Origin of the sequence: Dietzia alimentaria 72 (assembly GCF_000226215.1) — a bacterium.
GTDB lineage: Bacteria > Actinomycetota > Actinomycetes > Mycobacteriales > Mycobacteriaceae > Dietzia > Dietzia alimentaria.
Map to the genome: position 1 here is coordinate 143,354 of NZ_AGFF01000023.1, position 23,971 is coordinate 167,324.

The 23,971-nt window shown below is 66.8% G+C and carries 19 protein-coding genes, 2 tRNA genes and 1 pseudogene; 14 read left to right on the top strand and 8 right to left on the bottom strand.

Annotated elements, in window-relative coordinates; translation table 11 throughout:
- Window positions 1–6: 6 nt before the first annotated feature.
- From ON04_RS10075 to ON04_RS10090, 4 genes are all read right to left on the bottom strand, one after another.
- Window positions 7–300 carry an HNH endonuclease family protein gene (locus ON04_RS10075; RefSeq protein ID WP_010541491.1) on the bottom strand — a complete coding sequence of 98 codons (294 nt, stop codon included), beginning with the start codon at window positions 298–300 and terminating at the stop codon, window positions 7–9.
- A gap of 10 nt (window positions 301–310) precedes the next feature.
- On the bottom strand, window positions 311–1,393 hold the full coding sequence (locus ON04_RS10080; RefSeq protein WP_010541492.1) for an IS110 family RNA-guided transposase: 1,083 nt from the start codon (window positions 1,391–1,393) through the stop codon (window positions 311–313).
- Window positions 1,394–1,683: 290 nt separating this feature from the next.
- Complete coding sequence (locus tag ON04_RS10085; protein ID WP_010541493.1) at window positions 1,684–2,907, bottom strand: DUF222 domain-containing protein; 1,224 nt, start codon at window positions 2,905–2,907, stop codon at window positions 1,684–1,686.
- A 115-nt stretch (window positions 2,908–3,022) separates the two neighbouring features.
- Entirely contained in the window at window positions 3,023–4,051 is a 1,029-nt protein-coding gene (locus ON04_RS10090) for a PQQ-dependent sugar dehydrogenase family protein (protein WP_010541494.1), read from the bottom strand.
- 67 nt (window positions 4,052–4,118) lie between these two features.
- Here ON04_RS10090 and ON04_RS10095 point away from each other — a divergent pair, with 67 nt between their 5' ends.
- Both ON04_RS10095 and ON04_RS10100 read left to right on the top strand, forming a co-directional pair.
- Entirely contained in the window at window positions 4,119–4,940 is an 822-nt protein-coding gene (locus ON04_RS10095) for a DoxX family protein (protein WP_029458192.1), read from the top strand.
- 203 nt (window positions 4,941–5,143) lie between these two features.
- Entirely contained in the window at window positions 5,144–6,628 is a 1,485-nt protein-coding gene (locus tag ON04_RS10100; RefSeq protein ID WP_010541496.1) for a YhgE/Pip domain-containing protein, read from the top strand.
- On the opposite strand, the pseudogene ON04_RS17285 reads toward ON04_RS10100, so the two are convergent.
- A pseudogene (locus tag ON04_RS17285) lies at window positions 6,614–7,045 on the bottom strand (PH domain-containing protein); the annotation flags it as partial. The gene ON04_RS10100 and the pseudogene ON04_RS17285 sit on opposite strands and share 15 nt — an antisense overlap.
- A 189-nt stretch (window positions 7,046–7,234) precedes the next feature.
- On the opposite strand from ON04_RS17285, the gene ON04_RS10105 reads away from it, so the two are divergent.
- The 4 genes from ON04_RS10105 to ON04_RS10120 all read left to right on the top strand — a co-directional run bounded on the left by ON04_RS10105 (window position 7,235) and on the right by ON04_RS10120 (window position 12,376).
- The gene (locus ON04_RS10105; RefSeq protein WP_010541498.1) at window positions 7,235–9,130 is read left to right on the top strand and encodes an acetolactate synthase large subunit; all 1,896 of its coding nucleotides are present in this window, start codon (window positions 7,235–7,237) and stop codon (window positions 9,128–9,130) included.
- Window positions 9,127–9,633 carry an acetolactate synthase small subunit gene (gene ilvN / locus ON04_RS10110; RefSeq protein WP_010541499.1) on the top strand — a complete coding sequence of 169 codons (507 nt, stop codon included), beginning with the start codon at window positions 9,127–9,129 and terminating at the stop codon, window positions 9,631–9,633. The genes ON04_RS10105 and ilvN overlap by 4 nt, the downstream gene beginning before the upstream one ends.
- Window positions 9,634–9,669: 36 nt before the next feature.
- Window positions 9,670–10,683 carry a ketol-acid reductoisomerase gene (gene ilvC / locus ON04_RS10115; protein ID WP_010541500.1) on the top strand — a complete coding sequence of 338 codons (1,014 nt, stop codon included), beginning with the start codon at window positions 9,670–9,672 and terminating at the stop codon, window positions 10,681–10,683.
- 76 nt (window positions 10,684–10,759) lie between these two features.
- Complete coding sequence (locus tag ON04_RS10120; protein ID WP_010541501.1) at window positions 10,760–12,376, top strand: hypothetical protein; 1,617 nt, start codon at window positions 10,760–10,762, stop codon at window positions 12,374–12,376.
- A gap of 7 nt (window positions 12,377–12,383) precedes the next feature.
- On the opposite strand, the gene ON04_RS10125 is transcribed toward ON04_RS10120, so the two are convergent.
- Window positions 12,384–13,850 carry a phytoene desaturase family protein gene (locus tag ON04_RS10125; protein ID WP_010541502.1) on the bottom strand — a complete coding sequence of 489 codons (1,467 nt, stop codon included), beginning with the start codon at window positions 13,848–13,850 and terminating at the stop codon, window positions 12,384–12,386.
- Between the two features lie 14 nt (window positions 13,851–13,864).
- Window positions 13,865–14,518, bottom strand: a complete 654-nt coding sequence (locus ON04_RS10130) for a hypothetical protein (protein WP_238529297.1) — start codon at window positions 14,516–14,518, stop codon at window positions 13,865–13,867.
- Between the two features lie 103 nt (window positions 14,519–14,621).
- On the opposite strand from ON04_RS10130, the gene serA reads away from it, so the two are divergent.
- From serA to ON04_RS10155, 5 genes are all read left to right on the top strand, one after another.
- On the top strand, window positions 14,622–16,214 hold the full coding sequence (serA, locus tag ON04_RS10135; RefSeq protein ID WP_010541504.1) for a phosphoglycerate dehydrogenase: 1,593 nt from the start codon (window positions 14,622–14,624) through the stop codon (window positions 16,212–16,214).
- Between the two features lie 25 nt (window positions 16,215–16,239).
- Complete coding sequence (locus tag ON04_RS10140) at window positions 16,240–17,259, top strand: 3-isopropylmalate dehydrogenase (RefSeq protein WP_010541505.1); 1,020 nt, start codon at window positions 16,240–16,242, stop codon at window positions 17,257–17,259.
- 89 nt (window positions 17,260–17,348) lie between these two features.
- Window positions 17,349–19,211 carry a DUF294 nucleotidyltransferase-like domain-containing protein gene (locus tag ON04_RS10145; RefSeq protein ID WP_029458195.1) on the top strand — a complete coding sequence of 621 codons (1,863 nt, stop codon included), beginning with the start codon at window positions 17,349–17,351 and terminating at the stop codon, window positions 19,209–19,211.
- Window positions 19,211–19,927: an exonuclease domain-containing protein gene (locus tag ON04_RS10150; RefSeq protein ID WP_010541507.1), complete on the top strand. Its 717-nt coding sequence runs from the start codon at window positions 19,211–19,213 to the stop codon at window positions 19,925–19,927. The genes ON04_RS10145 and ON04_RS10150 overlap by 1 nt, the downstream gene beginning before the upstream one ends.
- Window positions 19,928–19,937: 10 nt before the next feature.
- Window positions 19,938–20,735: a fumarylacetoacetate hydrolase family protein gene (locus ON04_RS10155; protein ID WP_010541508.1), complete on the top strand. Its 798-nt coding sequence runs from the start codon at window positions 19,938–19,940 to the stop codon at window positions 20,733–20,735.
- 54 nt (window positions 20,736–20,789) lie between these two features.
- Here ON04_RS10155 and ON04_RS10160 read toward each other — a convergent pair whose 3' ends face one another.
- Complete coding sequence (locus tag ON04_RS10160) at window positions 20,790–21,920, bottom strand: isochorismate synthase (RefSeq protein ID WP_010541509.1); 1,131 nt, start codon at window positions 21,918–21,920, stop codon at window positions 20,790–20,792.
- Window positions 21,921–22,041: 121 nt separating this feature from the next.
- Here ON04_RS10160 and gltX point away from each other — a divergent pair, with 121 nt between their 5' ends.
- From gltX to ON04_RS10175, 3 genes are all read left to right on the top strand, one after another.
- Window positions 22,042–23,526, top strand: a complete 1,485-nt coding sequence (gene gltX, locus ON04_RS10165) for a glutamate--tRNA ligase (protein ID WP_010541510.1) — start codon at window positions 22,042–22,044, stop codon at window positions 23,524–23,526.
- Between the two features lie 80 nt (window positions 23,527–23,606).
- Window positions 23,607–23,678 (top strand) — tRNA-Gln (locus ON04_RS10170).
- 54 nt (window positions 23,679–23,732) lie between these two features.
- Window positions 23,733–23,805 (top strand) — tRNA-Glu (locus ON04_RS10175).
- Window positions 23,806–23,971: the final 166 nt, after the last annotated feature.

Here is a 23,971-nt window from a genome sequence, read left to right on the forward strand (position 1 = left end):
TCGCGATCAGGCTGCGCCGGGCGGGTTGGTGAGGTGGTCGGCATCGTCGAGGAGAGTCTCGAGATGCCGCTTCCACGCGTGGTCGAGGATCTGATCGCGTGCTTGAGCCAGGGGACCGGTCGGCGTGGTTCGGTGTTCGTGGCCAGTGCTGGCGTAAATGATCAGTTCGCCCAAGGGACCCGGTCTGTAGGCGTTATAGCCGAAGGTTTTCTCCCGATGATGTCTGCGGCAAAGGCACATCAGGTTCCATTCGGCGGTCGGTCCGCCGAACTGCGGACGCCGGTGGTCGAAGGCGATCACATGGATGCTCCTATGCAGCGTCAAGTAACTTCTCGTACTGGTTGAGGTCGGCCTGAATTGCGCGGTAGAGCTCGCGGACGACGGCGCGTTTGAGGCAGCGGATGATCTCCTTTTTGGTCTTTCCTTCTTGGATCCGTCGTTCGTTGTAGGCCCGGGTTTGCTCGTGCCATCTGAGCCGGTTGATCACGATGAGGTGGATAGCGCAGTTCGCTGCTCGGTCTCCGCCCCGGTGTAGCCGGTGCCGAGTGGTTTGCCCTGAGCTGGCGGGAATCGGCGCAACGCCGCAGATCCGGGCCAGGGAGGCCTCGGTGTTGAGGAGCTGCGCGTTCTCGCCGACAGTGATCAGCATCTGAGACGCTGCCTCGGTTCCCACGCCGTACACCTGCATGAGGTTCGGCGCGTGTTCTTCGAGGATCGCCTTGAGGTGCTCGTTGGCCTCGGCGATCTCTTCGTCCAGGTACTGGATCCGTTTGGCCAGCCGGCGCAGCATGCGACGCGCCGTGGCCGCCGGGTCATCAGGCGCGGCGCTAGTGGGCACTCGCAGCCGCGCACAGCGGGTGACGAGAGCTGCCCGGTTGTGGCCCCGGAGCTTCTCGCGCAACTCCTCGGGGGCGCCCCACAGCATTCCATGTATCTGGGCCAGGGTGGCTTTGCGGGCTTTGGCTGCGCTGCGCCTGGTCGCATGGATCAGCCGGATGGCCTCGACGAACCCGTCATGGTCTTTAGGGGTGGTGACCGCCGATTCGCTGAGCACCGAGCGTGCGGCGTTGATCGCATCGATCGGGTCGGACTTTCCTCTCGCTCGCCTGGCCTGCCGGTTGGGGCGCATCACCTCGATCACGGTGACATTCTGGGCCTTGAACTGGCGGCAGAGCCCCACCCCATAGGATCCGGTGCCCTCGATGCCGACCTTGAGTACCTCTCCATGGCCCTGCATCCACATCACGAGCTGGCTATAGCCTGCGGCGGTGGCCGGAAACTCGCGATCAGTCAGTTGCTTCCCGGTCGAGGCATCCAGGATGGCGGCGTGGTGAGTCTGCTTGTGGGTGTCGACGCCGCCTACGACCTGACGTGTAGCGGGTGTACTTGTCATGATTGAACCTGCCGTCCGCGAGTTGGGTGGGTGGTAGCTCACCGGCGGCGGCGGTTGGACAGGACAGAGATGGGCTTGTTGCAGCAAGCTCCTATGAAGTCACAGCCGTCGTCGCCGGTGACGTACACACCGCCTCCGGCCACGGTCGACAAATCCACGTAAGGACAACCAGACCGGCGTCAATCGAAGTCCGAGTCAGGCCGGGACCAGAGACGGTGCAACACCATTTTCTGCCCGCGGTCGACCAATCCATGTAAAGACAACCAAACCGGTGCCAATCGATATCCGAGTCAGGCCGCGATCAGAAGCGGTGCCTTCTCATGCTCTCTGTCCAGATCGCAGTCTGCGGCTGGGACGTGGCAGCCGGGGTGGCGGCAGGTGCCGTCGCGTAACCGAATGCGTTCGGCCAGAGCCGGTCTGATGGTGTACTTCAGTAGGGTGTCGGGGTTGTCTGCGGCGCCGGGCTGCGGGTCGATGAGGTCAAACCGGATGCGTGCCTCGCCGCCGGCGAGAAGCGCTTTGCACAGCCAGTCGACACTGGCGTACGCGCCCTTGATAAAGCTGACGCGATTGGCCAAACCCTGGGGCCTACCGTCGATCACGGAGATTCGGATGGGTTTGTCGGTGCCACAGGAGGCACCCGGAGACGGGCGGTCGACGGGTTTGGCGGCATCGGCGGGGTCGTCCGCATCTGGAAGAGGATCCGCGAGGTCCGTGGTGTTGGGGTCGCCGAGGGCGATCAAAGCGTCCGCGCGAAGCTGATCACGGGTTCGTGGGTGGCCGCTGTCGTAGGCCTCTCGGGCCGCTGATTCGATGCGTCGGCGTAGCTTCTCCGCATCCGCCGCCGGTAGATGGGCCCACATGTTGGTCATGCCGTCGGCTCCAGGACGAAACCGCACAGTTCGCTGCTCAGCAGCACTATCGAGGGCGTCCTGGGTGGCTCGGGGGTCGTGGCGCCCGCGTGCGGCGTCGATGGCGTTGTCGAGAGCGGCACGGCTGGGGCGGTTGCCGCCGTCGAGGGCGCGGGCGAGTTGGCCGATGACGTCGGTTTCGACCGCCGGAAGGATGTCGTCTTCAATCGCGGCCAGGCGACAGGCGGCATCGATGGCCAACTGTTCTGGGAACAGTCCGCGAGAGACAGCTTTGCGGAGGCGGTGGAGCCGGGTGTGGATCTGGACACCGGCGGTGACCAGGCGGCCGGCGTGCCAGACCGTCAGCTTCATGGCGGCGGCCAGGTGGTCGCGAGCCTGGTCTGCGGGGTCGAGTCGCGCATGCGCAGGTCGAGTGTCAGCGAAGCGGGCGTCGTCGGCGTAGCCGTGTTGGGAATGGTCGGTTCGCCTAAGCGATTCGACCAAATGATGCGCGGCCTGAAGTCGAGTCGCCCCGGCAAGGTTCTGCGCCAGGGTGGCTGACCGGGCGGCTTCACTCAGTGCCTCCGCGTCCAACTCATCCAAGGCCAAAGGCACGGCGCGCAGCGCCCCGAAAAGGGATGCTCTTGTCGTCGACGTATCCATGAGACCTCCAACCCCGCGCCGCACACCCTAAATCGAACCTGTGATCTAGTTTACCGGAGGCGTCGGCATAGAACAAGAGTTCGGTTTCGGTCCGTTCGGAAAGAGCGCGACTAGCTCAGGTGCGAGCGTCCCCGCCCCCGCCGCCGGGCCGGGGGAGGATGATCGCCCGGTCGTCGGTAGGTACCGGGTTGCCGCCCGTCTTGTTGGTGGTGCCGGCGAGGAGAACGCCGTCCGCGATCGCGGTGAGCCCGGTGAGTCGGCCGTACTCGCCCTCGGCGAGTGGCTCAGGCTGACCGCGTGCAGCTCCTCCGGCGGTTTCCAGAGTGTCAACGCGCTGGGCATCGGGCAGGGCGATCGTGAGCGATTGTTCGGTGGCGGCGCACCCACCCGCGGAGCGCTCACCCGGCCATGTCCATACGTTCCTGTCCGGCGTGCGGATCACGGCGCCGCGGTCGGTGATGCTGGAGAGGAACACCTCGTCGCCGACAACGCACAAGCCCTGAATCCGGCCCAGTTCTCCCGCGACGACCTCGGGGTCCCCTGCGCGGCCGATGCCAGTGAATCCCGGGAAGCGGAGCAGTTCGCCGCCCACGCCGACCGTCATGACGTCGCCGACGAACGCCAGCCCTCCGCTGTCCGCCGGGGCGAGCTCGGCGACGGTTCGTGGTGCGTCACCCCGGGCGAGCCGCTCGACACGCGTGGGGCCCTCTCCGACGACAAGGAGATACACCAGGCGGTCCTGCGCGAAATCCGGTGAGGGCGCAATTGCGGCCACCCTGCCCGCGCCGGGGTCGACCCGGCCGAACTCCTCCGGATCGGCGTCGGGGGAGACGATCTTCACCCCGCCGCTCGACTCGGCGACAAGGGCGCGGTCGCCCAGGCTCGCGACCGCGACGGCGGGCTCCAGGCAGGTGGCGATGACGGCAGGATCCGGGTCCACACACGGCCCCGACTCGGGCGGGGACTCCGGCTTGCCGGGATCGGACGACGACGGTGGCGGGGGAGGATGTGCCGGAGGGCTCGACGGCGCTGCCGCCATCCCCGGGCCGGGAGCGGGTGTGAACGGGTCATCGAGGCGATCGTCGAACCTCGCGCACCCGGTCATGGCGAGCGCCAGCACCAGGAGCAGAGGGAGCGATCTCATACCGACAAGACTACGACGCGCCGCGTCCGGGATGCTGCGACCCCCGACAGCGGCATATGGTCGGAGGGTGACTTCATCAGAGCCCGGAGACGACGCCCGTACCGAGATCATCCACGATGTCGACTACCCGCTCGACGTACCGAGCACCTCTGAGAGCGGAAGGAGTTCCGGTACCGGCGCTGCAATGGGAAGCACGGCGACAACGGCGTTCCCCGTCGCCGGACGCACCGACTACTCCCAATTCGCCGAATCGGGTGGCTATGACGTCTCGAGCCCACTGCCGTTCGGCGATCAACCGACGACCGTTCCGCCCTCGCCCCGCAACGAGATTGGCCGTCGCGGAACCACGGACTTCGGCCTCTTCGTCCTGCGGCTGGTGGTGGGGGCGCTGCTCGCGATGCGCGGGTTGCAGAAACTCTTCGGGTTGTTCGGTGGCCCCGGGATCAACGGTTTCGCACAAACTCTGACCGACACGGGGTTCGAACAGGCGAAGCTCCTGGCGATTGCAGGCGGTGCGATTGAACTGGTCGCGGGCGTCATGCTCATCATCGGACTGGCAACGCCGATTGCCACGGCCGGACTGCTCGGACTCGTGGCACTGGGGATCGCGATCAGACTGACAGGACCCGATCAGATCCCGCTCCTGGGAGACACGGTTCGAGGACTCGAGACCCCGATTCTGTATGCCGCCGCGCTCTTCTCGTTGCTCTTTGCGGGCCCCGGCCGGTGGTCTATGGACCGCAGGTGGGGCTGGTCCCACCGCCCGCGTTTCAGCGGACTGGTGTGGCTGGTCGTCGTGGCACTTGCTGCCGGGATCGCCTGGTACTTCCTCAATGGCAGCAATCCTCTGAACTCGACCGCGGAGAGCGTCCCGGTCACCGCCGGCTGATCACCCGGCCTCGGTGTCGGGCCAAATCGTCGTCGTCATCCACCGAGTTGGACCGCGTCGTCACGTCGATCGTCACCACGTCCCCGTGACACACGAGCCCTCTCGAGCCGCCCGCGGCAGTCTCACAATACGCCCCGCCACGGGGTTACTCTCTTCACTGTCGACCGCCCGGCCGACCCGCTACGACTCGAATGGGTACCGAAATGACCGACTCCGGCCACACGGGCGGACTCCGTGAGTTCGTCTCGCATTCCGCCGGAGCCGTGGCTCTCGTTTGCGGCCTGTTCTTCCTGCTGTCCTTCATGTATCTCGGCGGAACGGCCGACCCGCAATCCCACGCCAGGTACGTACCGGTGGCCGTGGTCGACCAGGACAAGGGGGCGACGCTAGACACTCCGGTGGGTACCCGGCAACTGGATGTCGGTAACCAGATCACCTCCGGCCTGTTGCAGAACAACGATTGGACCAAGATCCGACTTCACGTGGTGAGCGCTGAGGAAGCCGAAGAGGGCCTTCGCGGCGGGACGTACTTCGGCGTGATTCATATGCCGCCGGAGCTCAGCGAGAACGTGGTGGATCTGATCGAGGCCGCGGCGACCGAGTCGGGGGAGGCGGGCGATGTACCGGATACAGCTAGCGTCACCCTGGAGTACTCGCCCCGGGTCTCGATAGTTTCGGGGCAGGTCATGAACACCATGGCCGAGCAGATGAGGGTGTCGCTCCACGAACGAATGGGGGCGACCGTTCTGAAGAATACCCAGTTGCTCGCGGAGGCCGAGGGCCAATCTGTCGGCGCCGCCGCGCAACTGGCACTCGAGGACCCCGTGCGCGTCGACGTGACGGCCTGGAACCCGCTACCGGAGGGGATATCCAACGCCTCGTTGCCGATGTTCTACGCGCTCATCGTGATCCTTGCCGGATTTACCGGCGCCATGATCATCTCCGCACTGTTGGATGCCAGGCTGGGATTCGTCCCCCTCGAGATCGGGCCTCTCGCCCTACACCTCCACGTGGCCCCGTTCGGTCGTCTCCAGACGCTCGCCAGGAAGTGGGCGGTGACTCTCGTGACTGCTCCGCTTGTCTCCGGCCTGACGTTGTGGGCCGCCGATATCGTGGGGATGACCGGGTACGACGTAGGGCACATGTTCTGGTTCTCGAACCTGGTGATCGTCGCGGTGGGCGTGTGTGCGCACACGATCATCGCCGCGATCGGCAACGCCGGACTACTTGTCAACCTGGTGGTCTTCGTGGTGCTGGGAATTCCCACATCAGGTGGAGCCACGCCTACGCAGATGCTGCCGCCGGTATTCGCCGCGATCGGCGCCCTCGAGCCCATGCACCAGGCGTACCTGGGCCTACGGTCGATCATGTTCTTCGGCTCGAGTTGGGAGGCCGGGCTCGGGCACGCCGTGTGGGTCCTATTCGGCTGGCTTCTGGCGGGATTGATCCTGGGCGTTGCTGTGACACTCATCTATGAGCGGATGGGATTGCGCCGGCAGGCCGTCGCGGACCGCGTTCCCGCCGGCCGTGGCGTCGGTGTGGGGCGGTCTGCACGACGCTCGTCAGCCGGCGTCGGAACCGGTGGCGTCGTCGAGACCAGGAGCGGAGTAAGGGTCACGGATGCGACCACCGCTGGCCAGGGAGAGGCGGGGGAGGTCGTGGAACGAAACGCCACCCATCGCCACTGAGTCCTCGGACGTGGTCACCAGGCGTGCGAAGCCGTTCTTGGGGAACATGACCCCCTTGACCTCGTCCCAGGGGACGAACCGCCGAGAGGACCACGAAGACAGGTGGACACCATCAGCGTCCAGCCGGGTCCGGGTACGGGCGACCCACCAGGCGAAGGCGATCGGCAGCAACACCAACCAGCCGAGAGCCAGCGGGTAAACGGTGATGGGCCAGACGATGGCGATGACGAAGATCGCGATGACGAGGTACGACATCGGATTGACTCGGAACAGTGCCCGGTCTTGAGGGGTCGACTCCGGGACGGGGGCTCTGAAAGGCGCGCTCATGATGAGGCCCAGTATGGCACCACCCACTATGTGGGATCGGAGTTCCACGAGTTGACGCTGCCGATGACGTCCACCTAGTCTTAGTGCCATGAACACACGGAACGGTCTCGTACTCGGCCGGCGCGTCGGCGCCTGAGCCGTCACCTGGCTTCTCGACGACGCGCACCCTCGCCGGCCCCGTGGCCGTCGGGGGTTTTTTGTTGCCGGGTACCCGCGGGCCGACCGGGCTGCGGAGGGCGACAATCCACTGCTCCACGACCAGCATGAAGGATAGTTGAAGTGAGCGCACCAACGGCACAGCCCGGACCACGTCCGGGTTCAGAGCAGAAGGCCCGGTCCACGGTCCCCGAGCGGATGACCGGCGCACAGGCGGTCGTCCGGTCCCTCGAGGAGATCGGGACCGAGGTCGTCTTCGGCATTCCCGGCGGGGCGATCCTGCCGGTCTACGACCCACTCTACGACTCGGCCAAGGTCCGGCACGTCCTGGTCCGGCACGAGCAGGGGGCCGGCCACGCCGCGACCGGATACGCACAGGCCACCGGCAAGGTGGGTGTCTGCATGGCGACATCCGGACCCGGCGCGACCAACCTGGTCACGCCCCTGGCGGACGCGCAGATGGACTCGGTCCCGATCGTCGCCATCACCGGGCAGGTCGGCACGGCCCTCATCGGGACGGACGGTTTCCAGGAAGCCGACATCTCGGGTATCACCATGCCCATCACCAAGCACAATTTCCTCGTCTCAAGTGGCGATGACATCCCGCGCATGATCGCCGAGGCATTCCACATCGCACAGACCGGTCGCCCGGGGGCGGTGCTCGTGGATATCCCCAAGGACGTCCTCCAGAACGAGATGACGTTCTCCTGGCCGCCGGAGATGAAGCTTCCGGGCTACCGTCCGGTCACCAAGCCGCACGGCAAGCAGATCCGCGAGGCCGCGCGGATGATCGCCAAGGCCGATCGCCCGGTGCTCTACGTCGGTGGCGGCGTGATCAAGGCCGACGCCTCGGCCGAGCTGATGGAGCTCGCCGAGTTGGCGGGAATTCCCGTGGTCACGACGTTGATGGCTCGGGGTGCGTTCCCGGATTCGCACCGGCTGCATTACGGAATGCCGGGAATGCACGGCGCGGTCGCGGCGGTGGCAGCCCTGCAGCGGTCGGATCTACTCATCACCCTCGGAGCGCGGTTCGACGACCGGGTGACCGGCCGCCTCGATACGTTCGCCCAGGGTGCCAAGGTGATCCACGCGGACATCGACCCGGCGGAGATCGGCAAGAACCGTGCCGTCGACGTGCCGATTGTCGGCGATATCAGGGAGGTTCTCGTCGAACTGGTCGAGACACTTCGTGCCGAGCGGGACTCCGGGGTGCTGGATGCGCCGGTCGCGTGGGTGGGTCAGCTCGATGAGATCCGCGACGAGTACCCGCTCGGGTACGCCCCGCAGTCCGACGGTTCCCTGTCGCCCGAGTACGTCATCGAACGACTCAGCGCGGCGGCCGGGCCAGATGCCATCTACTGCGCGGGCGTGGGCCAGCACCAGATGTGGGCCGCCCAGTTCGTCCAGTACGAGAAGCCGCGCACATGGCTCAACTCGGGCGGGCTCGGAACCATGGGTTACTCGGTGCCCGCCGCCATGGGTGCCAAGTTTGGTCGCCCTGACGCCGAGGTGTGGTCCATCGACGGCGACGGTTGCTTCCAGATGACCAACCAGGAGCTCGCCACCTGCGCGATCGAGGGCGCGCCGATCAAGGTGGCCCTGATCAACAACGGCAACCTGGGCATGGTCCGGCAGTGGCAGACGCTGTTTTACGACAAGCGCTACTCGCAGACCGATCTGTCGACCCACTCGAGGCACATCCCGGACTTCGTCAAGCTCGGAGAGGCACTGGGTTGCGTGGCGTTCCGGTGTGAGCGTGCCGAGGACGTGGACGCCGTGATCGCGCAGGCGCGGGAGATCAACGACCGCCCGGTGCTCATCGACTTCGTCGTGGGCAAGGACGCCCAGGTGTGGCCGATGGTCGCAGCCGGCACGTCGAACGACGAGATCATGGCGGCACGGGACATCCGGCCGCTGTTCGACGACAACGACTCCGCAGCCGACGAGCCGGCGGAGATTCACGAGGTGACCGAGCGCATCGACGCTGCGGTGCTCGCCGACCAGGAGGAGGATCAGTGACCGCTCGCTCCCACACACTGAGCGTGCTGGTGGAGGACAAGCCGGGCGTGCTCGCCCGCGTGGCGTCACTGTTCTCCCGGCGCGGGTTCAACATCGAGTCCCTCGCGGTGGGACCGACCGAGACCGACGGCCTATCGCGGATGACGATCGTCGTGGCCGTGGATGACTTCCCGCTCGAGCAGGTGACGAAGCAGCTCAACAAGCTGGTCAACGTCATCAAGATCGTCGAACAGGACCCAGCTGGCTCCGTCGCCCGTGAGCTCACGTTGGTCAAGGTCCGCGCCGACGCCACCAACCGTGGCCAGATCGTGGAGATCGCCAGCCTGTTTCGCGCCCACGTCGTGGACGTCGCCCCGGAGTCGGTCACCCTCGAGGCGACCGGCACCCCGGACAAGCTCGACGCCCTCCTCCGGATGCTCGACGGCTACGGAATCCGCGAGATCGTGCAGTCCGGCATGGTCGCGCTGGGACGCGGCCCCAAGTCCATCACCACCACTCGATAGTCTCGACTTCTATCACCAACACGAAGGGAATCCACCATGGCAGTGGAGATGTTCTACGACGATGCGGCTGACCTGTCGCTGATCCAGGGCCGCAAGGTCGCCGTGATCGGCTATGGCTCGCAGGGCCACGCGCACTCACTGAGCCTGCGCGACTCCGGCGTGGAGGTCGCGATCGGTCTGCGCGAGGGTTCGAAGTCCCGCGCCAAGGCCGAGGAGGCCGGACTCAAGGTCATGACCGCGGCCGAGGCCACCAAGTGGGCCGACGTGGTCATGCTGCTCGCCCCTGACACCTCGCAGGCACAGATCTTCACCGAGGACATCGAGCCGAACCTGAACGACGGCGACGCGCTGTTCTTCGGGCATGGTCTGAACATCCACTTCGGCCTGATCAAGCCGGCTGAGAACATCACCATCGCCATGGTCGCCCCCAAGGGCCCGGGGCACCTGGTGCGTCGTCAGTTCGTCGACGGCAAGGGCGTCCCGGCGCTCATCGCCGTCGAGCAGGACCCGAAGGGCGAGGGTGAGGCCCTTGCGCTGTCCTACGCCAAGGCCATCGGTGGCACGCGCGCGGGTGTCATCAAAACCACCTTCAAGGACGAGACCGAGACGGACCTGTTCGGCGAGCAGGCCGTGCTGTGTGGTGGCACCGAGGAGCTCGTCAAGACGGGCTTCGAGGTCATGGTCGAGGCCGGTTACGAGCCCGAGCTCGCCTACTTCGAGGTGCTGCACGAGCTCAAGCTCATTGTGGACCTGATGTACGAGGGCGGCATCGCCCGAATGAACTACTCGGTGTCCGACACCGCGGAGTTCGGTGGCTACCTCTCCGGTCCCCGCGTGATCGACGCTGGGACCAAGGAGCGCATGAAGGAGATCCTCGCCGACATTCAGAGCGGAGAGTTCACCAAGCGTCTCGTGGCCAACGTGGAGGGTGGCAACACCGAGCTCGAGGGCCTGCGCAAGCAGAACGCCGAGCACCCGATCGAGGTCACCGGCCAGAAGCTGCGCGACCTGATGAGCTGGGTCGATCGTCCCATCACGGAGACGGCCTGAGTGTTGCCGGTCTGATCTCGTGATGGCCCGGTAGGGTCTGCCGAGATTAAATCCAGACACTTTCAGGAGGACCGCCGTGCGCCGCTTCAACCGAGGAGTGGGTGCGGCGGTCCTCGCCGTTTCCCTAGTGGCCTCCACCGCCGCCTGCGCTTCCGACTCCGGGGGGCAAGGACCGGGAGTCGAGGTCGCGCAGGTCGAGGGCACCCGGGTCGCCGAGGATTCGGATGGCTCCGGCGTGGAGACATCCGGGTTGCTGCTGGAATCCGCGCCGGTTGTCGTGGTGGCAGCGCCGGACGCCGGGGCGCAGGCGCGCGCGGCGTCGGTGGCGGTGGGGCTCCGGGCCCCGATGTTCACCGTATTACCGGCTGGCGATGCTGAATTGTCGGCCGAGCTCGCCCGCCTCGGTGTGGAGAGGGTGCTACGAGTTGGTGACATCACGTTCGAACCCGACGACGGCGAGGTGGTGGACGCGCCGGAGGATCGCGCCGAGCTCGAGAAGCTGACTGGCATCTCATTCCGGTCCGAGGTCGAGATCCCCGAGTCGCTGATCGACGATCACGTGGTGCATCAGACGCCCGGCGAGCCGGCGCTCCTGGCCTCGGGGGCTACCACGTCGCGGGCGGCGAATCCCACGGACGTCGAGCCGTTCGAGATAGGCGAAGCAGCGTGGGACGGCGACGAAGCCCCTCGCATCCTGGTGCACGACAAGACGCCGGTCGCCGCTATCGCGACCGCGGTATCGGCAGGCGCCGCTGTGTCTCATCTGCGGGCGCCGGACCCGCGGGTCGACGGAGGTTCGGTCGAGGCTGTGCGCGATGCAGCGGCGGTGTACGCCCTGGGGCCAGAGTGGGGCACCGAGGACGAACTCGCGGGTCGGATCGAGAAGGCTCGGACCGTTCCCGAGCTGCCGGGCGGCGGCCAGTTGGTGTTCCCAGGTCGTCGATTCGTGGCGGCATACGGCTCGCCCATCACCCCGCTGCTCGGGATCCTCGGTGAACAGGGGCCAGAGGAGAGCGTCGCCCGGGTGGAGACGCTGGTCGAGGAGTACCAGCCGTTCTCTCCTGAGCCGGTCATTCCCGCGTTTGAGATCATCGGCACGGTTGCCTCCAGTGAGCCGGGTGACGACGGAAACTTCACCAACGAGTGGGATCCCAGCGAGTTCGAACCGCTGGTCGACGCCATCACCGACGCCGGCGGGTACGCCGTGATCGATCTGCAGCCCGGCATGGCGGACATGGTGGCCCAGGCCAAGATCTTCGAGGACGTGCTCAGAAGGCCCGGGGTCGGACTGGCATTGGATCCGGAATGGATGCTCAAGCCGGGCCAGCAGCCGGGTGCGCAGATCGGGTCCGTCGACGCCGAGGAGATCAACCGGGTCATCGACTGGTTGGCCGATCTCACCCGGGACACCGGGGGTCCACAAAAATTGCTCATCCTGCACCAGTTCAACGCATCGATGATCAAAAATCGCGACAAGATCGACACCTCGCGGCCCGAACTGGCCATCTCGCTGCACGCAGACGGCCACGGCACCCCGGATCTCAAGATGGAGACGTGGGACGCGCTCCGCTCGGGCTTGTCGCCGGACATCTGGATGGCCTGGAAGAACTTCTACGACGAGGACACCCCCACCTTCACACCGGAGCAGACGATGGCGATCGAGCCGAGGCCGTGGTTCGTGTCGTACCAGTAGGGGCGGCTCAGTCGCGCAGGATCCGGTGCGCGACGTGCTGACCGGCCATCCCGTGTACGCCGGGGCCCGGGGGAGTCGAGCCGGAGGCCTGCCAGACGCCCGGTACCCCCGTTGCGAACGGGTCGACACGAGGGACCGGGCGCGCTACCAGACCGCGTAGGTCGACCCGGCCGGCGGCGATGTCGCCGCCCGCATTATTGGCGTTGTGTATGCCCATCCGCGCTGCCGGTGTGCAGTGCGCTGCCACCACCACGTCGCGGATGCCGGGAGCCACCTCCTCCAGGGCTGTGAGCACCTCGTGTGTTTGATCGCGGCCGGAGAACGCGGGGACGTGGGCATACGTCCACAGTGGTCGCCGACCGTCGGGCGCGATGCGCCCTGGATCGGTGACCCACGGCTGCGAGACCAGAATCATCGGCCTTTCCGCGTGTCTGCCGGCGGCGACCGCACGTTCGGCCACGCCGATCTCGGCCGAGTCCCCGCCCAGGTGCACAGTGCCGGCTCCGGCGAGCCTGGGATCGCGCCACGGCACCGGGCCGGAGAGCACCAGGTCGACCTTGGCCGCCGCCCCGCCGACGGGAGCCCGGGTGAGTCGGCGGGCCCGACGAGCGGTCGCGGCGGAGGGCGAGGATCTCAGCAGGATCTCGCCGAGGACCCGCGACGAGGTGTTGAACACGATGTGCGGCGCGTCGAGCCCGTCAAGCGACTCCACCGTCACCCCGGTACGGATCTCGCCACCGGCTTCCCGGATCGATCGGGCCATCGCGGCGGTGATGGCGCCGCTGCCACCGACCGGCATGGCCCACCCGCGTGGAGAGTGCAGGAGCGAGCCCAACACCAGTCCGACGCCGGTCGCCGCGGGTGAAGTCAACGGAGTGATGGCGTGAGCCGAGATCCCAGATAGCAGAGTGCGGCCATCGGGGCCCAGTGGATCCGCGACTCCGCCGCGGGGATGCGCGCGCAGGAACGCGGTGGCCAGCGCGGCGGTCGCGGTCACCGGGGGGACGGACCGCTGGTCGGACAGCGCAGTTGCGGCCACGTCCTCTGCCCGCGTACCCAGCGGGCCCATCAACGACCACCACCTGTCGGCCTCGTTCGCCGAGCCCAAGCCGTCGGCCAGCGCATCGTGGGAGGACGACGACGGCATCACTATCGCGTCCCGGCCGCGCAGCGCGTGCGCCAACTGCACAGGAGGGGTCAGCAACTCGACCCCATGGGTGGCGAGATCGAACTCCAGGAAGAACGGCGATGCGCCCGCCATCGGGTGGACAGCGGAACAGGGGTCCACCATCAGGCCGTCCGCGAGCTCGTCCGGGATGCCGACAGCGAAATCCGCCATGGGCAGGGTCCGGCAGCCGCCGCCCACCTCGTTGTTGGTCTCGAGCACCACCACCCGTCGGCCGGCCCGCGCGCACAGCAGAGCCGCCGCCAGCCCGTTGGGGCCCGAGCCCACCACAATGACGTCCGCCTGCACGCTCGCTCCGCCGCTCACCCGAATACCGCCAATCCGTAGGTTCTGCGCAAGTCCTCCAGCAACTCCTCCTGTGCCCGGGCCTGATCCGCGAGACCACGCAGGAGAAGGCTGGTGGAAGAGTCCCCGTCGTCGTCGACGACGTTTTCGTCCCCACCGGTGCCCCGTGCCGGAGGCGGCCCGTCGGCCACCCAGGACCGCTCTAACAACTCCCACATGGAGCGCTTGGCCACCACCAGGGTTCGCAGCGCCTCTAGCACTCCGAGTCGGGCCAGCGGATCGCGCAGCATCGGGCCGACGGGTACGGCCAAGAGGGTGACGGCCGACGAGAGCCGCAGGAGCCGCCTCCCCGGCGCCCCGAACGGGGACAGGCGCGCCAGCAACCACGACGCGGTTTCCATCTCCCACTCGAACTCAGAGCGCAGCGCCACGAGCCCGTCGCGGTCGTGGACGTCCACGGCGGCGATGCAACGTTCCAGAAGGCTGCGTCCCACCGCGGCTCCGTACAGGTGGGTCCGTAGATACAGCGCCACCGCCGTCGAGCCACGCGCGGGCGCCACCACGGGGAACCAGGGTTCGGGAAGGCGCACCGTTCGTCGACCGGATCGTGAACTGCGAGGCATCGTGGACTCCGGTCTCTGGGCGCGGCGCGGGCGATCGGTGACCGACATACCGCAACGGTAGGTGCCCGAGGCCACCCCGGCCACTGGTATCCGGGTCCGGCCGGTGGCCTAGACTGACTCTGCCTGAATTGACCACCGAGGAGATCACACTGTGACAGCATCCGGACGGCCCGTCGTCCTCATCGCCGACAAACTCGCCCAGTCGACCGTCGACGCGCTCGGCGACGCCGTGGAGGTTCGCTGGGTAGACGGCCCGGACCGCCCGAAGCTGATCGAGTCGGTCAAAGACGCGGACGCGCTGCTGGTGCGGTCCGCGACGACTGTCGACGCGGAAGTCCTCGCCGCCGGTCCGAACCTCAAGATCATCGGTCGAGCAGGCGTGGGCCTGGACAATGTCGATATCCCCGCCGCCACCGAGCGTGGCGTGATGGTCGTCAACGCGCCCACCTCGAATATCCACTCGGCCGCCGAGCACGCCGTGGCCCTGCTCATGGCGGCGTGCCGCCAGATTCCCGCAGCGGACCGGACGCTGCGCGAGCACACCTGGAAGCGCAGCTCCTTCAACGGGGTCGAGTTGCTCGGCAAGACCGTTGGTGTTGTGGGTCTCGGCCGTATCGGCCAGCTCGTCGCTCAGCGACTCGCGGCGTTCGAGACCCACCTCATCGCGTACGACCCGTACCTGCCGGCGGCCCGCGCCGCCCAACTGGGTATCGAACTGGTCGACATCGACGAGCTGGTCGAGCGCGCCGATATGATCACGATGCACCTGCCCAAGACCAAGGAGACCGCCGGCCTGTTCGACGCCGACCGTCTCGCTCGGGCTAAGGACGGCGTCGTGATCGTCAACGCGGCCCGCGGTGGCCTGATCGTAGAGTCGGCACTGGTCGACGCTCTGAAGTCCGGAAAGGTCCGGTCCGCTGCGCTCGACGTGTTCGACACGGAACCCTGCACGGACTCGCCGCTGTTCGACCTCGAGAACACCGTCGTCACCCCGCACCTGGGTGCTTCCACCAGCGAGGCCCAGGACCGCGCCGGTACCGACGTCGCCCGCAGCGTGCTGCTCGCGCTCCGCGGGGAGTTCGTTCCCGATGCCGTCAACGTCTCCGGCGGCCCAGTGGGTGACGAGGTCGCACCCTGGCTCGACCTGGTTCGCAAGGTCGGTCTGATCGCCGGACACCTGTGCCCGGGAGTGCCCACCACCGTCAAGGTCGACGTGGCCGGCGAGCTCGCCGCCGAGCAGGTCGACGTGCTGGATCTCGCGGCGTTGCGCGGCATGTTCTCTGCCATCACCGATGAGCCGGCGACCTTCGTCAACGTGGGCCAGATGGCCGAGCAGCGTGGCGTCACACACTCCCTCGAGACCCGCAGCGAGTCCAAGTCCTACCGCAGTACCGTCACGGTGATCGCCGTCGCGGCTGACGGTGAGGCCGCGTCGGTGACCGGAACCCTGTCCGGGCTGGAAAAGGTGCAGAAGATCGTCCGTATCAACGACCGTGGCTTCGATATGCGCGCCGAGGGCCAAAACCTCATCGTGCAGTATTCCGACCGCCCGGGCGTGCTCGGCAAGGTGGGCTCCGTACTCGGCGGCGAGGGCATCGACATCCAGGCGGCGGCCCTGAGCCAGGACGCCACCGGTGAGGGCGCATCGCTGATCCTGAGGGTGGACCGTGCCGTCGCGCAGCCGACCCTGGATCGGATCGTCTCCGAGCTCTCCGCCACCGCCACCCAGATCAACCTGGACTAGAAGAGTTAAGGAACCGACGATCCCCATGAAGCTGGCAGTCATCCCCGGCGACGGCATCGGTGTTGAGGTCACGGCCGAGGCACTCAAGGTGCTTGACGCACTCGTGCCGGGCGTCACCAAGACCGAGTACGATCTCGGCGCGCGGCGCTACCTACGCAATGGTGAGACCCTCACCGACGCCGACATCGCGAGCCTGAAGGAGCACGACGTCATCCTGCTGGGCGCCATCGGCGATCCCCGTTCGGTGCCAGCGGGAGTACTGGAGCGCGGCATGTTGCTGCCGCTGCGGTTCGCACTCGATCACCACGTCAACCTGCGCCCATCGCGGCTCTATCCCGGGTCGGCCACTCCGCTGAAAGACCCTGGTGAGATCGATTTCGTGGTGGTCCGGGAGGGCACCGAGGGTCTCTACACCGGTAATGGTGGGGCGCTTCGTGTGGGAACTCCCCACGAGGTCGGCACCGAGACCTCGGTCAACACCCGGTACGGCGTTGAACGCGTGGTCCGCGATGCGTTCGCCCGGGCGAGGTCGCGTCGCGGCAAGCTGACACTGGTTCACAAGACCAACGTGTTGGTCAACGCCGGTGGGCTCTGGCAGCGCACGGTCGACGAGGTGGCCCCGGAGTTCCCCGAGGTGGAGGTGGACTACTGCCACATCGACGCCGCGACCATTTACCTGGTCACCGACCCGGCGCGCTTCGACGTGATTGTCACCGACAACCTCTTCGGCGACATCATCACCGATCTCGCGGCCGCTGTCACCGGTGGAATCGGTACCGCGGCGTCAGGCAACATCGACGCCTCCGGTACGAACCCATCCATGTTCGAGCCCGTCCATGGCTCAGCACCGGACATCGCCAGCCAGGGTAAAGCCGACCCTACCGCCGCCATCCTGTCCGTCGCGTTGCTGCTGCGCCACGTCGGCAAGACCGCGGAGGCCGAGCGTGTGGAGGCCGCGGTCGAGGCTGACCTGGGCTCGCGAGGGAACGCCGCCGTCATCACATCCGAGATCGGAAACCGGATCGTGGAGGCGATCACCGCCTAAGGCCCAACTGCACTAGCTCTCCGCGGCCCGCGGGTGTGAATCGTTCCAAGCGCTGCACACCGCGGGCCGTCGGCATACACAGTGGATGTATGCATGTGGAACTAGCAGAGGTGAGGGGCTTCATCGCGCGTGTCGCTCCTTTCGATGAACTGCCCGGACCGGTCCTCGACCGGCTCCCTGAAAAGCTGACCCAGCGGTACCACCGCCGCGGAACCGTGATCGTTGACGCGGGCAGTCCCAACGACACGCTCCACATCATTCGCTCGGGCGCTGTCGAGGTGTGTGATCCGGACGGCAACCTGCTCGAAGCACGCGACGCCGGCGACTGCTTCGGGTATTCCACCCTCACTCACTCCGGGACCTCGCGGTATCGCATGGTCGCGGTGGCCGACACCCTGCTGATCGAGATGCCCCGCGGGATATTTGACGAGATCGCCGCCTCGCACCCTGAACTTCGCCATTTCTTCGGCGAGCGCAGTGATCGGGTCCGTCAGGACCTTGCCTCAGCACGACTCGATGCCGCCGGGGGCGACGCATTGGGCACACCCGTGGGTGAGCTGATCACCCGGGACGCCGTCACCACCGGCCCTGAGACCAGGATTCGGGACGCCGCACGCATGATGACCGACAGTCGGGTATCCGCCCTCCTGGTGGCGTCGGACGGACAGGTGGTGGGGATCTTCACAGACAGGGACCTGCGCTCGAAAGTCGTGGCGGTGGGCGGAGACACCGACGCTCCGGTTTCGACGATCATGACCCCGAACCCGGTGACGGTGGATGTCCGGACGCGCGCTTTTGATGCCACGCTTCTGCAGATCGAGACCGGCGTGCACCACTTGCCGGTGTCGGAGAGCGGCGTGCCGGTGGGAATGGTGACGAGCGGCGACCTCCTGCGACTTGCGCAGACCGACCCCGTCTACCTGGCGGCACGGATTTCTCGCGCCCCGGATCCCGACTCGGTGGCCAAATTGTGTTCCAGACTTCTGCCGCTCGTCGGGGACTTTGTTCGCCGCGGAACAGCGCCTCAGGACATCGGCCGGGTCATCACGGCGACCGCCGACGCGGCTACGCGCCGACTCATTACCCTCGCGGAGGACGAACTCGGGCCCCCGCCGGTGCCCTACTGCTGGGTGGGTCTCGGTTCGCAGGCACGCGGTGAACTCGGCGTCGCCAGCGACCAGGACAACGCCCTCATTCTCGATGACTCAGCTGACACGACCCCCGATGTCGACGCGTACTTCGCCGCGCTCGCCGAGCGGGTGTGTGACGGCTTGGACCGTGCCGGCTTTCCGCTCTGTCCCGGCGACGTGATGTCCTCGAACCCGCAGTGGCGCCGAACCCGCTCGGCCTGGCGACGGCAGGTGGGGGACTGGGTTCGCGCCCCCGAAGCGGACGCGATGCTGCACACTCAGGTCTTCTTTGACATCCGGGCGGTCCACGGCGAAGCGTCACTGTGCGAGTCCGTCCAGCGCGAGATTCTCGAGTTGTCGCGAGGTAACCCCCGCTTCCAGGCGCACCTGGCACGCCTGGCCTGCGAGTGGAATCCACCGCTGGGGTTTTTCCGGGGTCTGGTCGTGGCGCGGCGGGGCGAATACCGCAATACGCTTGAGATCAAAGCGGGCGGGCTGGCGCCGGTGGTGCAGATAGCCAGGCTGTACGCCCTATCGGGTGGACTGGACGAAGTGTCCACTCTCGAGCGGCTGGATGCTGCCGCGCGCGCCCGTGTGGTCGCGCGAACCGATGCCGAGAACCTGTCCGAGGCCTTTCGCTTCCTGCGCGGCTTGGCCTATCGGCACCACGCGCGCCAGATCGCGGAGGACGTGCCCAGGGACAACAATGTGGATCCCTCGGAACTGAGTACCAAGGACCGCCACAGGCTGCGGGCCGCATTCCGCATGATCGCCGCGGCGCAGTCCGCACTGGCCTTGAAGTACCGGGTCGGTCAGATGTGATGGCGCTGGACCGACTGACCGAGAACGTGCGTCGACGGCGTGCGGCCAGGCACCTCGAGAACGGGCCTTTGCGGCGCTTCTTGCAGACTCCGACTCCGGATTTCTCCACCCCCATCGCCGAACTGCCCCTACTAGCGATGGACGTGGAAACCACAGGACTGGACCCACGCCGTAATCGAATACTGTCGGTGGGGTTCGTCCCAGTCGACGGTCAACAGATCACGCTTGGGGGCGCCGGGTCGGTGTTTCTGCGACCCGATGCCGGAGTCAACGACGACGGGGTGGGGCAGAGTGCGACAGTGCACGGCATCACTGACGACCAGGTTTCCGCCGGAGCAGATGCCAGGGACTTCCTGGATGCGATCTTCACGGCGCTGAACGGCCGAATCATCCTCGCCCACTACAGTCGTATAGAGACTGATTTCCTCGGTGCCCTCTGTCGTCGCACCTACGGCGTTCGTCCCCCGCTGCGGGCTGTGGACACGCTCGCACTGCAACGCCGCGTGCTGACCGGAGGGGTGGACATGGGCTTCACTGCGGATCCGGCTCGGGACGAACTCCGGCTGTGGAACGCGCGTGGCCACTACGGGCTGCCCCGATACCGCGCCCACGACGCACTGGTGGACGCTCTCGCGTGTGCGGAGTTGTACCTGGCCCAGGTTGCCGAACTCGGTGAGCGCGGGGCGATCTCGATGCGGGATCTGCGGACGGCATAGGATCGTTCATATGCGTCTCGCCCGTATCGCCCATCCGCAGGGGTTCGCCTTCGTCGAGGTTCGTGGAGAAGTCTCCGACACGTCCTCGTTGATGTGCGCGGAGATCTCCGAGCACCCTTTCGGCACCCCCGAATTCACCGGCCGCGAGTGGCCCCTGGCCGATGTGCGACTGCTTGCGCCGATCCTGGCCTCCAAAGTCGTCTGCGTAGGAAAGAACTACGCCGACCACGCCGAGGAGATGGGGTCGCAGGCTCCGGCCGAGCCCTTGATCTTCCTCAAGCCCAACACGTCGGTAGTCGGTCCGGAAGCGGCGATTTCGTACCCGCCGAGCTCCGATCGAGTCGACCACGAGGGAGAGCTGGCGGTGGTGATCGGCCAGCCTTGCCGGGACGTCCCCGCTGCCCGCGCCCACGAGGTGATCCTCGGGTACACCTGTGCCAACGATGTGACGGCCCGCGACCAGCAACTTTCTGACGGTCAGTGGACCAGGGGTAAGGGCTACGACACGTTCTGTCCGCTCGGACCTTGGATTGTCACCGACCTCGACCCCAACGGCCTTGACGTGCGCACCACTCTGACGCACGAGGACGGCACCAGTGAGCTACGCCAGGACGGCAACACCTCGCAGTTCATGCACACCGTCGGAGAAATCATCGAGTACGTGAGCAAAGTCATGACCCTGTTGCCCGGTGATGTAGTACTCACAGGCACACCGGCAGGCGTCGGCCCGATGTTGCCCGGTGACCGGGTCACCGTGGAGATCGAGGGCATCGGTTCGCTGTCCAACCCGGTCGTGGACCGCGCCTGACCCGCTGAACTTTCGGGCTGGGATAGTTCCGAGCACGCGTGCGGGCGTTCGGTGTCAGGAGATGCCGAACGCCCGAAGGACGGTCCGGAGCTTCGCTCCTGTCTCCGCCACCTCGTCATCCGGGTCGGAATCGGCAACCAGTCCACCGCCAGCCCACGCGGTGGCCCCGGCGCGGTCCGCGTCGATCTCGGCACACCGGATGGTGACCATCCAGTCCCCGTCACCGTCCGAGTCCGCCCACCCCACGGCACCGGCGTAGAAGCCCCGGCCGCCTTCCAATCCGGCAATCACCCGGCGGGCTTTCTCCGTCGGTGTGCCGCAGACCGCGGGCGTGGGGTGGACCGCGAGGGCGAGGTCCAGTGCGGTGGTCCGCGGATCAGCGATCCGGCCCCGGATGCGAGTGCCCAGGTGCCACATTTCGCGGGTCGAGGTGAGTGAGGGGTGCTCGGGGATCTCGAGTTCTCGACACAGCGGGTCCAACGCAGCGGCGAGGGAGTCCACCACAAAGGCGTGCTCGGCCGCGTCCTTGCCGGAGGCCCTCAGTGCCCGGCCGGCGGCCTGGTCCGTTGCCGGGTCAGCCGAGCGGGGCGCCGATCCGGCCAGGGGGTGGCACTCCACCACATCGCCACGCCTGCGGACGAGAAGTTCAGGGCTGGAGCCCACCAAGACCCTGCCGGCGTAGGCGCCACCGGCGGGGGAGAGGTCGACCAGATAGCCGTCCGCTGACGGGCTGGCGTCGATCAGGGCCGCACACACCGCGTGGGGATCTATCGGTTCGTCGGCCGCCAGGCGGACGGCCCGGGCCAGGACCACCTTCTCGAGTTCTCCGGCTCGGACCCCGGCAACAGCACTGGCCACGCGGGCTCGGTGCTCCTCCGGCGACGGGACCTCGCGAAGGACCCGCGCTTCGGTGCGCATCGCGCGGAAGTACGCTGGCGGCTCCAGAGGGCCGTCGGTGCGTACAACGACATCGGGCTGGACCAGGGCAGCGGGGGAGTCCGGTTCGAAGCCGATCGCGCCCACCACGAGGTCGCTGGTTCCGGCCCTCAGGGCGAGGGCGGCATCCGCTGGGTCGGTGAACGTGCACAGAGCGCCCTGGGTACGCAGCGAGCCGGTGTGGCGTGAGAGCAGGAAATCCGGGGCGGTGACCGGCCTCGCCGCGTCGGGGTGGGGCCCTGACGCCACGGCTCGCCTCCCTCTGCTCGTCGGTCGTGGATCGCGACCTGGGTGCGTCCACGGGTACCCGCCGATCCTAGGCCGGTCCTCCACGGGGGTGTGAGCCGGGACCGTCACTAGGATGGTCGGTATGACCGCCTCAGACGTCCGAGTCCGCTTCTGCCCGTCACCCACCGGTACGCCCCATGTCGGGCTCGTCCGAACTGCACTGTTCAACTGGGCTCACGCCCGGCATACGGGAGGAACGTTCGTCTTCCGTATCGAAGACACCGACTCGGCCCGCGACTCGGAAGAGTCCTACCAGTCCCTGCTGGACGCGCTGCGGTGGCTCGGGATGGACTGGGACGAGGGGCCCGAGGTCGGTGGGCCGTACGCCCCCTACCGGCAGTCCGAGCGGCGCGATCTGCACCTGGACGTCGTGCGGAAGCTGCTTGATGCGGGTGAGGCCTACGAGTCGTTCTCCACCGCCGAGGAGGTCGAAGCGCGTCACCGGGCGGCCGGCCGTGATCCCAAGCTGGGCTACGACGGGTTCGATCGCGACCTCACCGAGCAGCAGAAGCAGGCCTACCGCAACGAGGGCCGGGGTGCCGTGGTGCGGCTGCGGATGCCGGACGAGAACCTCGCCTGGGATGACCTGGTGCGTGGCGAGACGGTCTTCAAGGCGGGCACGATCCCGGACTTCGCGCTGACGCGTGGTAACGGGATTCCGCTGTACACGCTCGTGAATCCGGTCGACGACGCGCTCATGAAGATCACTCATGTGCTGCGCGGGGAGGACCTTCTCAGCTCCACTCCGCGCCAGATCGCGCTGTACCGGGCCCTGATACGCATCGGAGTTGCGGAGCAGGTCCCCGCCTTCGGGCACCTGCCGTTCGTGATGGGTGACGGCAACAAAAAGCTCTCGAAGCGGGACCCGCAGTCCGACCTGTTCCTGCACCGCGACCGCGGCATGCTGCCGGAGGGGTTGCTGAACTATCTGGCGCTGCTCGGCTGGGGACTATCCGAGGACCGGGACGTCTTCTCCCTGCAAGAAATGGTTGACGCGTTCGATGTGCGGCAGGTCAACGCTAACCCTGCGCGTTTCGACCAGAAAAAGGCAGACGCCATCAACGCCGAGCACATACGGCAGCTCCCGCCCGAGGAGTTCGCGCGCAGACTGCGGGAGTTCCTCGTGTCCCATCCGGCTGAGGACGGGCTGACGCTGCCCGATGATCTGGTCGGCGATCGGTGGGCAGACGTGGCAGAACTGCTTCAGACGCGCATCGTGGTCTTGTCCGATGCGTGGAGCCTGATCCGCTTCCTTGTGGTGGGCGATGACCACTTCACGGTGGATCCGCAGTCCGCCGCGAAGAACCTCAAGCCTGAGGCACGTGAGGTTGTCGACGCCGCCGTGGCCGCGCTGGAGCCGCTGGAGGAGTGGACCAAGGCGGAGATCGAAGCTGCTCTTTCGGGCGCGCTGGTTGACGGTCTCGGAATCAAGCCGCGTAAGGCCTACGGCCCGGTGCGCGTAGCGGTGACAGGCTCGCACATTTCGCCCCCACTCTTCGAGTCGATGGAGTTGCTTGGCAAGGAAGCCTCGATCGCCCGTTTGAAGAGTGCTCCGATTCTCAACTGACCAGGCGATTTGCATTCACCCCGTGGTGGGCTGATAGTCTCTTCGAGGTTGCTCCGCAAGGGGCAGACAAGTGAATGCAGTGGCCTATGGTGTAATTGGCAACACAGCGGTTTCTGGTACCGTCGTTCTAGGTTCGAGTCCTGGTAGGCCAGCTGAGCGCGTCTGACGCGTTTCGCGGTGGAATCACTACGTGTTCCGCCTCCTATGCCCCCGTCGTCTAGCGGCCTAGGACGCCGCCCTCTCACGGCGGTAGCGTGGGTTCGAATCCCATCGGGGGTACAAACACAAGAAGGCGCTCGGAGCTTCCCGCTTCGGGCGCCTTTCTCGTTGGTGCCGCCTGCCCTTTCGCCCCGTATCTCCCGTATCGCATACAACCGCGCCGCTCAGAGTCATCCTGCACCGATAGATCGGTGCAGGATGACTCTGAGCGGCGCGGCTACGCAAA